General features: G+C 73.9%; 10 protein-coding genes. 3 read left to right on the top strand and 7 right to left on the bottom strand.

Annotated features, from left to right (window positions below):
- Positions 1-42 precede the first annotated feature (42 nt).
- Positions 43-1545, top strand: coding sequence for a hypothetical protein (locus tag HCJ93_RS27620; protein ID WP_373563622.1), 1503 nt, complete (start codon positions 43-45; stop codon positions 1543-1545).
- 28 nt (positions 1546-1573) lie between these two features.
- Here the strand turns inward: HCJ93_RS27620 and HCJ93_RS27615 are convergent, their stop codons facing one another.
- From HCJ93_RS27615 to HCJ93_RS27600, 4 genes are all read right to left on the bottom strand, one after another.
- Positions 1574-3241: a glycosyltransferase family 2 protein gene (locus HCJ93_RS27615; RefSeq protein ID WP_167998547.1), complete on the bottom strand. Its 1668-nt coding sequence runs from the start codon at positions 3239-3241 to the stop codon at positions 1574-1576.
- Positions 3238-5433 (bottom strand): CDP-glycerol glycerophosphotransferase family protein, encoded by a 2196-nt coding sequence (locus HCJ93_RS27610; protein WP_167998553.1) that lies wholly within the window; start codon positions 5431-5433, stop codon positions 3238-3240. The genes HCJ93_RS27615 and HCJ93_RS27610 overlap by 4 nt, the downstream gene beginning before the upstream one ends.
- A 125-nt stretch (positions 5434-5558) precedes the next feature.
- Positions 5559-6383 carry an ABC transporter ATP-binding protein gene (locus HCJ93_RS27605; RefSeq protein ID WP_309141524.1) on the bottom strand — a complete coding sequence of 275 codons (825 nt, stop codon included), beginning with the start codon at positions 6381-6383 and terminating at the stop codon, positions 5559-5561.
- Positions 6376-7314 carry an ABC transporter permease gene (locus HCJ93_RS27600; RefSeq protein ID WP_167998552.1) on the bottom strand — a complete coding sequence of 313 codons (939 nt, stop codon included), beginning with the start codon at positions 7312-7314 and terminating at the stop codon, positions 6376-6378. Before HCJ93_RS27600 ends, HCJ93_RS27605 begins: the two co-directional genes overlap by 8 nt.
- 203 nt (positions 7315-7517) lie before the next feature.
- On the opposite strand from HCJ93_RS27600, the gene HCJ93_RS27595 reads away from it, so the two are divergent.
- Entirely contained in the window at positions 7518-8162 is a 645-nt protein-coding gene (locus tag HCJ93_RS27595; protein ID WP_167998551.1) for a TetR/AcrR family transcriptional regulator, read from the top strand.
- A gap of 82 nt (positions 8163-8244) precedes the next feature.
- Here the strand turns inward: HCJ93_RS27595 and HCJ93_RS27590 are convergent, their stop codons facing one another.
- Together HCJ93_RS27590 and HCJ93_RS27585 are read right to left on the bottom strand one after the other, a co-directional pair.
- Positions 8245-9864 (bottom strand): glycosyltransferase family 2 protein, encoded by a 1620-nt coding sequence (locus tag HCJ93_RS27590; protein ID WP_167998550.1) that lies wholly within the window; start codon positions 9862-9864, stop codon positions 8245-8247.
- Between the two features lie 67 nt (positions 9865-9931).
- A complete protein-coding gene (locus HCJ93_RS27585) occupies positions 9932-10405 on the bottom strand; it encodes a MarR family winged helix-turn-helix transcriptional regulator (protein WP_167998549.1) in 474 nt (157 codons plus the stop codon).
- A gap of 160 nt (positions 10406-10565) precedes the next feature.
- Between HCJ93_RS27585 and HCJ93_RS27580 the strand changes: the two genes are divergently transcribed.
- Positions 10566-10979 carry an organic hydroperoxide resistance protein gene (locus HCJ93_RS27580; RefSeq protein ID WP_167998548.1) on the top strand — a complete coding sequence of 138 codons (414 nt, stop codon included), beginning with the start codon at positions 10566-10568 and terminating at the stop codon, positions 10977-10979.
- A 161-nt stretch (positions 10980-11140) separates the two neighbouring features.
- On the opposite strand, the gene HCJ93_RS27575 is transcribed toward HCJ93_RS27580, so the two are convergent.
- Positions 11141-11656 (bottom strand): putative immunity protein, encoded by a 516-nt coding sequence (locus HCJ93_RS27575; protein ID WP_167998572.1) that lies wholly within the window; start codon positions 11654-11656, stop codon positions 11141-11143.
- Positions 11657-11666 lie beyond the last annotated feature (10 nt).

The following is an 11666-nucleotide window of genomic DNA, read 5'->3' as shown; positions in this document are numbered from 1 at the left end:
CAGAAGCGGTGGACATGTCTGGTTTGTGGGCATGTCTGTGAGGTGTCCGTCAGCACCCGGATCCGCTACCGGTCCGCCGTGCCCGTGCCCTGGGCGGCCGCGGTGTCCTGGACGGCCGCGGGACTCGTGGTCGTCCTGCTGCTCGCGGTGATCGTCCGGCTGCCCTGGGCCGGTGACCTGGGCATGCACGCGGCCACCCTGCAGCGGCTGCGGCACGACCCCCTCCACCCGGGCAACCCGCTGGTCGACGCGGACACCCCGAGCCCGTACTACTCGCCCTGGATGCTGCTGCTCGGGCTGCTCGCCCGGGCGAGCGGCTGGTCGGTCTTCGTGGTGCTGCGGATCGCCGCCGTGGCCGGGCTCGCCCTGCTGGTGACCGGCGTGTGGCGGTACGTACGGACACTGAGCGCGCACCGGGCGGCGCCCGCGCTGGGGCTGCTCAGCCTGCTGCTGGTGTGGGGCACCACCGCGTACACCTGGAGCGGCTTCCCCGGGCTCGGCTCGCTGGCGCTGACCGTGTCGTACCCGAGCACCTTCGCGCTCGGCCTCGCCTTCCACCTGTGGGCCCGGCTCACCACCGCGCTGAGGGGCGCGGGAGGGTGGGGGACGTGGCTCGGCCTGGGTGCCGTCTGGGCGGTCGTCCTTCTCTGCCACCAGTTCACCGGCGTCGTGGCCAGCATCGGCGCCCTCGCCGCCCTGCTCGCGGTCCGCCGCCCCCGCAGCATTCCCTGGCCGCAGCTCGCGGCGGCACTGCTGCTGGGCGCGGCGCTGCTGGCGGCCTGGCCGTACTACGACTTCTTCGCGCTCGTCGGCGCCGGCGACGACCTGGCGGACACGCACCGGGGGCTGTACCGGGACTGGCCCGTGCGCTACGGCCTGGTGCTCGCCGGAGTGGCCGCGCTGGCCGCGCGGGCGCGGCGCGACCCGCGGGACCCGCTGCTGCTCTTCTTCGCCCTGGGCCTGCTGTTCGTCGCGGCGGGCTGGCTGACCGGCCGCCACTCATGGGGCCGCGCCCTGCCCGCCGCCCTGATCCCGGCCCAGCTCGCCCTGGCCCTGGAGGCGCTGGAGGCGGGCCGGAGGTGGTTGCGGGCCGCGTGGGCGGTCCTCCTCACCGGTGTGCTGCTGGCCGGGGCCTGGGTGCAGTCCGGGACCCTTGGCTATGTCCTGCCGCGCGACGCACTCCCCGCGCCGGTCGAGGCCCGGTACCGCGAGCCGTGGAACGGCTACCACTGGATCACCCCGTGGGTCCGCTACGGAGACGTGGTCCTGGCGGAGAAGCATCCCGCCCGCCGCATCCCCGCCTACGGCCCCTACACGGTCGCCCCCGGCTACCCGGACGTCTTCCTGCCCGACGCGGACCGCCGCACATCGGCCGTCGAGCGCTATTTCACCCCGGGCACGCCCGCTGCCGTACGCCGGGACGTCGAGCGCACCTACGGGGCCCGCTGGGTGGTCGACGCCTACCACGTCCTGGACGACACCGGCCTGCGCCCGGTCGCCACCGGCCCGGACGGCCAGGTGCTCTACCGGGTGCCGGGGCCCTGACCGGCCCCGCCGTGCTTCCGCAGGTGCCTCACCGCACCGCGCTCGCCACCAGCCGGACCGCGCGCTTCACCCCGGGGCGGGCCACCTTGCGGACCACCGGGCGAAGGACGCGGGCCGTCACTCCGACCGGCTCCCAGCGGACCTGGAGACGACCGGGGCCGTGCCCCTCCGGTTCGATGGTGACGCGATGCGGGGCGGCGCCCGAGTGGTAGGGGACGCGGGTGGTCAGCGGGGGGAAGTCGAGGGGGGCCAGGAGGAGGCCCGTGTTGGCCTGGCCCTGGTGGGTGAGGCGGAGGAGGGGGTGGCGGGTGCCGGCGAAGCCGGCGGGGGAGAGGGGGGCGGTCGCCATGTCGAAGTGGACCCGGCCCTCGAAGACGCCCGGGCGGACCGGGTCCATCCGGAAGGGCACCGTCAGACGGCGCGGCCCGGGGGCGATGAGCAGGGCCGCGCGCTGGGGTCCGACCGGGAGCCGCAGCGCCGGGTCGTAGGTGCGTACCGTCAGGTCGACGGAGGCGCCGGGGCCCCGGACGATCTCGGTGATCTCGTGGCGGAACTGGGCGCTGAAGAACGGGCGGGTGTCCAGGTCCAGGTCGGTGAGGTCCAGCTCGCGGCGGGCGGCCTCGGTCTCGGGGACGCGCTCGCCCCAGTAGGTGCGGCCCTCCGGGTCGGTGACCACCCGGCGCGGGGCGACCCCGCGGCCCAGGCCCCGGGCGGCCAGCCGGGCCTCGTCGAGCCGGCGGTCGCGCACCAGCTGGAGCACCACCCGTTCGGCGCGCGGCAGCCGGGCGTAGGCGCCGGGGGAGAGGGTGTCCAGGTACGGGTTCATCACGTCGGCGAAGGCCTCCAGCCAGGCGTCGTCCCGGTAGGGCAGGTCACCGGCGTACATGCGGAAGTCGTGCTTGAGGAACTTGTGGTCCTTGTCCTCGCGCAGCGCCTGGTGCCCGCTGTCGGCGAGGAAGGCGTCGATGAGCCGCTGGACGTGGACGCGGTCGCGGACGTTGGCGATGCGGTGCCGCTGGTTGGAGATGGACGCCGTGTCGGAGGAGGCGTACGGGGCGACGTACCAGACGTAGACGGGCTCGGGGATGATCGTGAACCGTTCGGCCAGGCAGTAGGCCTGCGCGGAGAACAGCTGGTCCTCGTAGTGGATGCCCTCCGGGAAGCGCAGCCGGTGCCGGTCCAGGAAGGCGCGGGCGTACATCTTGCTGGTGGCCAGGTGCTCGAAGAACAGCCGCGGGTCGGCCTCGATGCCGTCCAGGGTGCGGCGCTCCTGCACCAGGTGCGGCATCCAGGTGGAGCGGCGCCCGGTGTCGACGCGGATCCGCTGCACCGCGCCCATCGCGAAGTCGATGTCCCGTTCGCGGTGCGCGGCGAGCAGGGAGGCGACGGCGTCCGGCGGGAGCTCGTCGTCGCTGTCGAGGAACATCAGATACGGCGCCCGGGCGATCTCCAGGGCGCGGTTGCGCGGGGCGCTGCAGCCGCCGCTGTTCTCCGGCAGGCGCAGATAGCGGACGCGGGGGTCCTGGGCGGCGAGGCGGCGGGCGACCTCGGGGGTGGCGTCGGTGGAGTGGTCGTCGCTGATGACGATCTCCAGGTCGCGGTGGCTCTGGCGGCGCACGGACGCCACGGCGCGGGGCAGGCGCTCGGCGTCGTTGTGCACGATGACCGTCACCGTCACATCGGGCGGGGGCGTCACGCGTCCACCTCCTCCGGGGCCGGCGCGGGGGTGCGCTGCTCCAGGGGCAGCACCGGCGGCAGTTCGCTCTCGTCCTGGCCGAGGAAGACCCGGCGCACCACGCGTTCGGCGGCGCGGCCGTCGTCGTACTCGCAGAATCTGCGCCGGAACACCGCGCGCGCCTTGGCGGCGCTCTCGTCCCGCCAGGCGTCGGTGGTGAGGATCTCGGCGAGCTGCCCCTGGGTGCGGGCGACCGGGCCGGGCGCGTCGGCGATCAGGTCGAAGTAGACGCCGCGGGTGGTGCGGTAGGTCTCCCAGTCGTCGGCGTGGATGACGATGGGGCGGTCCAGGTTGGCGTAGTCGAACATGATCGACGAGTAGTCGGTGACCAGCGCGTCGGCGGCCAGGCACAGCTCCTCGACCGGGTCGTAGGAGGAGACGTCGATGATGCGGCCCGAGCGGCGCAGCCCGGTCAGCGGGGAGGCGGTGCCGGTGTAGAAGTAGTGGGCGCGCACCAGCAGCACGGTGTCCTCGCCGAGCCGGTCGGCGAGCGCGGCCAGGTCCACGCGAGGCGTCCAGCCGGCCTCGTAGTCGCGGTGGGTGGGCGCGTAGAGGACGGCGCGGCGGCCCGGTGCGATGCCGAGCCGTTCGCGCACCGCGCGGATCTCGTCGGCGCCGGCGGTGTAGTAGATGTCGTTGCGCGGATAGCCGTAGTCCAGGGAGACGTACCGGGACGGGTAGGCGCGCTCCCACATCCGGGTGGTGTGGCTGTTGCTGGAGATGCTGTAGTCCCACTTGTCGACGCGCTCGAGCAGCGCCTGGAAGTCCAGGCCCTGCGCGGCCGCCGGGTAGGACATCTGGTCCAGGCCCATGCGCTTGAGCGGGGTGCCGTGATGGGTCTGGACGTGCACGGCGTCGGGGCGTTTGACCACCGAGTTGGGGAAGTTGACGTTGTTGACCAGGTACTTGGCGGTGGCGAGGGTCTCCCAGTAGCGGCGGGTGCCGGGGACGACGTGGTCGGTGCCGGGCGGCAGCAGCGCCGTGTTCTCGGCGGTGACCACCCACACCGGGTGGATGTGCGGGGCGAGTTCGGCGAGCTTGGCCGCGATGGCGGCGGGATTGCAGGCGACTCCGCGGTTCCAGTAGGCGGCGAACACCGCCAGGTGCTCGTCGACGGGGCGGTGCAGGGCACGGCGGTACTGCTCCTCACGCAGCCGGGTGCCCAGGCGCCGGCCGCGGGTGCGTACCGTGGAGCGGACGGTGCGCCGGGCCCGGTTGGCGGCCTGGAAGGCGCGGTACCGGCGGTAGGCGCCCTGCTCCAGCAGGGCGCGGCGCACGCCCTCGGGGCCCGCGGGGCGCTGGTGCCCCTCGGGGCGCAGCCGGACGGCGGCGCGGGAGGCGCGCCGGAAGAACTCGCGGGCCACCTCCTCGGGCATGCCGCCCCGGGCGAAGGTGCGCAGCAGGTCCCGGACCATCACCTCGTACAGCACGGACCGGACGGCCGGGCGCTCGCGGGCCAGGGCGTGCAGCGACTCGTAGCGCCGGATCAGGGCGTAGCGCTGCTCGGGGGTGGGCGGCGGGAGGCTGGCCGGGCGGAGCCTGCGGTCCTCCAGGGCCGGGTGGGGCAGGCAGGCCAGGCGGTCGGCGAGCAGCAGCGCGGCGAGCGCCGCGTAGGCCTCGTCGTCGGTGTTGAGCCGTGCCTCGTGGGTGCGCCAGAAGCCGGCGCGCAGTACGCGGGTGCCGAGCAGCGGGGTGAGCCGGAGCAGGTAGGCGTTGTCGTCGAGGGCGAGACCGGTGCGGCCGGCCCGGGCCAGCAGCGGGCCGTCCGGCGAGGGCAGCGAGGAGGCGCGCCATGAGCTGCGGACATGGTCGAGGAGCAGCACGTCCACGGTGTCCGGCAGCTCGGCGGCGCGTTCGGCGACGGTGCGGACGCTGCCGGGCGGCAGCCCGTCCTTGGAGTGCACGAAGAGCAGCCGGCGGCCGGTGGCGAGCCGGGCCCCGGCCGCCCGGGAGGCCGCGTCGCCGGTGCTCTCGGGCAGGGGCAGGATGCGCAGCTCGGGCGCGTGCCGCTGGGCGGTCTCCTGCGCCCAGTCGCCGACGGCGGCCACGACGACCTCGACTCCGGCGAGGGGCTGCGCGGCGAGGGAGTCCAGCAGACCGGTGAGGTGGTCCTGCGTGTTCGGGCCGTGGACGATGACGCTGAGCTCGGGCATCGGGCGCTCCTCCGTCTCGCCGTCGCACTGCGGGGGACTCCCTTTCGGGTGATACGGGTCATAGTGGCATCAATGCGACGCATGGGCTGCCTGGTGTGCGCCCCGCGGGGGAGTGTGGGTGGGCCTCAGGCCTTCGCCGGCTTCTTGCTCGCGCCGTCGCCGGTGAACTTCTCGTACTCCTTGAGCACCTCGTCGGTCGGCCCGTCCATGCGCAGCTCGCCGCGCTCCAGCCACAGCACCCGGTCGCAGGTGTCCCGGATGGACTTGTTGTTGTGGCTGACCAGGAACACCGTGCCGGCCTGCTTGCGCAGCTCGCGGATGCGGGCCTCGGACCGCTTCTGGAACTTCCGGTCGCCGGTGGCCAGCGCCTCGTCGATGAGCAGCACGTCGTGGTCCTTGGCGGCGGCGATGGAGAAGCGCAGGCGGGCCGCCATGCCGGAGGAGTAGGTGCGCATCGGCAGGGTGATGAAGTCGCCCTTCTCGTTGATGCCGGAGAAGTCGACGATCTCCTGGTAGCGCGCCTTGATCTCCTCGCGGGACATGCCCATCGCCAGCCCGCCGAGGATCACGTTCCGCTCACCGGTGAGGTCCTTCATCAGGGCGGCGTTCACGCCCAGCAGGGACGGCTGGCCGTCGGTGTAGATGCGGCCCCGCTCCACCGGGAGCAGCCCGGCGACGGCCTTCAGCAGGGTGGACTTGCCGGAGCCGTTGGTGCCGATCAGGCCGATCGCCTCGCCCCGGTACGCCACGAAGGACACATTGCGCACGGCGTGCACCCGGCGCACCCCGGCCGCCTTCTCGGCCTGCTTGCGGCGCAGAATGCGGTTGAGGGCGGCGGTGGCGGAGCCGCGCCCCGCGCCGGTGCCGTTGACCCGGTAGACGATGTCGACGCCGTCGGCGATGACGGTGGGGATCCGCTCGCGTGCGGTGTCCGGTGCGATGTCAGCCACGGCCGTAGGTCTCCTCAGCCTTCCAGAAGTAGATGAAGCCGCCGATGCCGGCGAGCAGCGCCCAGCCGGTGGCGATCAGCCAGACGTGGTCGGGCAGCTGGTGCGCTCGGAAGCTGTCGATCAGGGCGAAGCGCATCAGGTCGATGTAGACGGCGGCCGGGTTGGCCTGCAGCACCGGGCCCACCCAGGACGGCAGTCCGTCGCCGTGCTTGGCGACGATGTGGTCGATGCTGAACATCACGCCGGAGGCGTACATCCAGGTGCGCAGCACGAACGGCATCAGCTGGGCGATGTCGGGGGTCTTGGCGCCGATCCGGGCGAGGATCATGGACACGCCCGCGTTGAAGGTGAACTGCAGTACCAGCGCCGGGACCGCGAGCAGCCAGGAGGCGGCCGGCGGCACACCGAAGGCCAGCAGGATCACCGCCAGCGCCGCCATCGAGAACAGCAGCTGCTGCAGCTGCTGGAGGCAGAACGACAGCGGCAGCGCGGCGCGCGGGAAGTGCAGGGCGCGGACCAGACCCAGGTTGCCGGATATGGCGCGGGTGCCGGCCAGCAGCGAGCTCTGCGTGAACGTCCACACGAACACGCCGGTGACCAGGAACGGCACGTAGTCCGGGACGCCGTCCCTGGTCTGCATCAGCACGCCGAAGATGAAGTAGTAGACCGCCGCGTTCAGCAGCGGAGTCATCACCTGCCAGAGCTGGCCCAGCTTGGCCTGGCTGTACTGGGCGGTGAGCTTGGCCGTGGCGAACGCGGTGATGAAGTGCCGGCGCGCCCACAACTGGCGGACATAGCCGGGCAGCGAGGGGCGGGCGCCGCTGACGCTCAGGCCGTGGCGGGCGGCGAGCGCCGCGAGGTCGTGCTCGGCGGCGGGGACCGGCGCGGGGGCGGCCGGTGCGGGGGGTGGTGTGTGAAGGACCTGACTCACGTCCGCTGCTTTCCCTGGGGGCTTCTCGCTGGGCTTCGCTGGAGGAGGGGCATGAGGTGACGGCCGCGCCATACCGGGACGCGGGCGCGTCGGGGCGGGTCACGTCGACGGAACACGTCGGGACGGGACCGTATCGTCGAAACGTGAGCGTAAGTCCGCCCACCGTCGGAACGCAACCGTATCGTCGTAACGCCACCGGCCCTATGCTTGCGCGCATGACGACCAACGCCGACGAGCCGCAGCCGCGCCTCCGTCCGCGCCGCCGGGCCCCCGCGGGGGCGGCGGTGCTGCGCGAGGACGTGACCCAGGCGATCCGCGCGGCCGTCTTCGAGGAACTCGCGGCGGTCGGCTACGCCCGCATGTCCATCGAGGGGATCGCGCGCCGCGCGGGCGTCGGCAAGACGGCGGTCTACCGCCGCTGGCGCTCCAAGCTGCACCTGGTCCTGGACCTGGTCTCCGCCCTCGCCGTCCAGGGCCTGCCCGTGCCCGACACGGGCTGTCTGGAGGAGGATCTGCGCCTGCTCTACGAGGTCTCCGCCCGCGCCCTGCGCCACCCCCTGGCCTCGCAGATCATCCCCGACCTGCAGGCCGAGGCGGCCCGCAATCCCGACATCGCACAGGCTCTGCAGAAGGCGTTGCGCGAAGGCCAGGACTCGGTCGCCCGGGGCATCGTCACCGCGGCGGCGGCCCGCGGCGACCTCCGTCCCGGCCTGGACCAGGACCTCGCCCTGGACCTGATCTCCGGCCCTCTCTACTGGCGCTCGGTGGTCATCCGCGCCCCCGAACTGCCGAAGGACTACCTGGCATCCCTGGCCCGCGCCACCACGGCGGCACTCAGGGCGCTGTAGCCGCAGGAACGGCCAGGCGGTCCCGGTCAGGCAGGACCGGCCGGGCGCAACCGGTCAGGCGGAACCGGCCAGGCGTAACCGGTCAGGCGGAACCGGTCAGCCGCCGCAGCCGGGTGCGCAGCAGCGAGGCGGCGCCGGACAGGCCGGGCGCCACACGCAGGGCCAGAGAGCCCGAGGTGGTGGCGTAGGGGCGGAGCAGGACCAGGCCGTGCCGGAGGCTGGGCACCGCGCCGCGCCGCAGCAGGCCGGGCCCGGTGAGGGCGTGGGCCGTGGTGGTGCGGGTCGCCCCGTCGCTGAAGCGCAGCAGCAGACGCAGATCCCAGGTGCCGGTGCCGAGGCGGGCCAGCCGGGCCGGGCGCAGGGCCGTCTCCGCGACCCACGTGCCCCGGCCGGACGGGCGCAGCGGGACCGTGCGGCGCACCACCGCGCCGGCCACCTCCCGGTGGCGCCACTCCACCTCCGCCTCCTCGGGCTCCGCACGCGCCACCCGCCCGTACAGCTCGTGCAGGCGCAGCCGCATCCGGGTGCCGCGTACGGAGGGCCGCAGCTCCGCGTCGACGGCCACCGGGAGCAGCCGCACCGGGCGGGTCAGCAGCCCCTCGAGGCCGACCGCGGGCAGGTCAGGGGACCAGCAGGGCGAGCCGTCCGCGGCGCGCGCGTACGGCGGGCACAGGCGGGCCGGGCGGGCGGCCAGCTCCGCCAGCCGGGGCAGGTCGCGCGGCTCGGGCGACAGCAGGATCACCCGCCCGATCAGCCGGCCGGGCGCGACCGGGTCCCGGGCCCAGTCGGCCGCGTCGAACTCGGCGAGGACGTCCCGGGTGTGCGCCCACCACTGCCGGCGGTACCCCTCCTCGCGCAGCCCCAGCTCGCGCACGTACATGCGCAGGTCGTGGTCGAGGAACTTGGCCCGCGCCTCCCGGGCGAGCCGCTTGTGACCCGCCCCCAGCAGGATGTCGTAGGCCGTGCGGCAGGCACGGGTGCGGGCCTGCCAGTTGGCGATGCCGGCGCGGTCCAGCGAGATGGACAGGCGTGGCGCCTGGCGGCGCACGTGCCAGATGTAGACCCGGTCGGGGACGAGGGCGACGCGCGGGGCGGCGGCCCACAGACGGGCGGTGAAGACGATGTCCTCGTAGGGGAAGCGGCCCTCGGGGAAGCGGACGGCGTGCCGGCGCAGGAACGCGGTGGAGCACAGCTTGTTGACGCAGAGGGTGTCGCGGACCAGTCGCTGCAACTGCGCCGGGCGGTCCACGACGGAGGGGGCGGCGGGAGCGGTGTACAGCTCCGGCTCCCAGGGCACCTCGCGGCCCGACGGCAGCTCCCGCCGCACGCAGAGGCCGGCCGCGACGTCCGCGCCCGCCCGGGTCGCCGCCGCGAGCAGGGCCTCCACCGCGCCGGGCGGGAGGACGTCGTCGCTGTCCAGGAACATCACATAGGGCGCGGTCACCGCGTCCAGGCCGGTGTTGCGGGGGGTGCCGCAGCCGCCGCTGTTGGCCGGGAGCCGGATCACCCGCAGCCGGGGCTCGTGCTCGGCGAGCCGGGCGAGCAGGTCCGCGCTGCCGTCCGAGGAGCAGTCGTCCACCGCGATCACCTCGCGTACGGCCGGTCCCTGGCGGAGCGCCGAGCGCACGGCGTCGGTCACATGGGCGGCGTCGTCGTACCCGATGACGACGACGGCCACCTGGGCGGCGTGGAGGTATTCCATGGCGTCCCTGGCATCCCTGGGGGTGGCGGGCCGGTCATGGGACTTCTGCCCCTTCCGGGGCGTTTCGTCACGCTTCGCTGGTCGCGGCCGTGGCCGCCGCCGCGTCCAGGGCCTCGGTGAGCCGGTCGAGATCGGCGCGCAGGGACTGGATCCTGGCCGGATCGAAACCGGTCGCGGCGGCGATCCGACGAGGCACCTCGCGGGCGCGCTCGCGCAGTGCGAGCCCCTCCTCGGTGGGCCGCACCTCCACCGACCGCTCGTCGTGCGCGCTGCGCTCCCGGCGCACCAGGCCGGCCCCCTCCAGTCGCTTGAGCAGCGGCGAGAGTGTGCCGGAGTCCAGCCGCAGATGCTCGCCGAGCTTCTTCACCGGCAGGGTGCCGTGTTCCCAGAGCACCAGCATCACCAGGTACTGCGGGTAGGTGAGCCCGAGATCCTTCAGGATCACGCGGTAGACGCTGTTGAAGGCGCGGGAGGCCGCGTTCAGGGAGAAGCAGATCTGCTGGTCCAGGCGGAGCCAGTCGTCGGCGGAGCTCGGTGTCATGCCTCCAGGGTAGCCCTCTGCGGGCCATTGAGTTGCGCGCAATCTAATTGCGTCAAACCGAATTGTGTGCTCTACTCGATGACGTCGCGCCGGAAACGGCACGACGAGGCCCCCCGCTGTCGCCGATGCGACGCGCCCCGACGAGAGGATGGGTTCACCCATGGACGCGCTCTACACCGCCGTCGCCACCGCCACCCACGGCCGCGAGGGCCGTGCCGTCTCCTCCGACGGCAAGCTCGACCTCCAGCTGGGCATCCCGAAGGAGATGGGCGGCTCCGGCGAGGGCACCAACCCCGAGCAGCTGTTCGCCGCCGGGTACTCCGCCTGCTTCGCCAGCGCCCTCGGCCTGGTCGGCCGGGCCGCGAAGATCGACGTCAGCGACGCCGCGGTGACCGCCGAGGTCGGCATCGGCAAGCAGGGCGAGGGCTTCGGACTCGCGGTGACGCTGCGCGTGGAGCTGCCGGAGAACGTGGACGAGGCGACCGGCCGCAAGCTCGTCGAGCAGGCCCACCAGGTCTGCCCCTACTCCAACGCCACCCGCGGCAACATCCCGGTCGACCTCGTCATCGAGTAGTCACCGGCGGCGTACGGGCGTACCTGCGCACGGGCGGCCGCGTGGCCGCCACGGAACCACCAGCGCACGGACGGACACGACGACGGCGCCCCACCGGTCACCGACCGGGCGGGGCGCCGCCGTGTGTCGCCCCGGGGCAGCCCACGGGGACCGACAGGCGCTCAGCAGTCGAACACCGACCAGCAGATGTCGTTGCGCAGCCGCTGGTCGTCGAGCACCAGCTCGCGGATCGCCTCCGGCAGGCGGTCCCGCTGCCACCGGCACTCGCGCCGCCCCGCGGCCTCGCTCTCCTGCTTCGGCACCGAGGCCCGCACCGCCTTGATCGCATAGGCGGCCGCGCCCAGTTCGTGCGCGGCGACATGCGCCACCACCGCGGCCTGGCCGGCCGCGTAGGCGGCGAACCGGGGCGCGCCCCGCAGATCCCGGGCGGCACCCATGGCGTGACCGCCCGCGGCGCGCGCCTGCATCATCTTCAGCTCGCCCCGCACCCAGGCACGGGCGGCCTCGATCGCCTCGCGGGGCCGCGGGTCCTCGGGCCGGGCAGCCTCGAACAGGCCGAGCACGTGCTCCGCGCAGTCCGCCGCCCAGAGGGCGAGCAGATGGTGGTCCGCGTCGGTGAGGGTCCCACCGCGGCGGATCGTCACGAAACGGGGGTCCCTGACCTTCGGGAGGATCACGCGAGGGGTT

Origin of the sequence: Streptomyces composti (assembly GCF_012034205.1) — a bacterium.
Classification (GTDB): Bacteria; Actinomycetota; Actinomycetes; order Streptomycetales; family Streptomycetaceae; genus Streptomyces; species Streptomyces composti.
The sequence above is the reverse complement of the archived record's forward strand: the minus strand, read 5'-3'. Positions and strand labels throughout refer to the sequence as shown.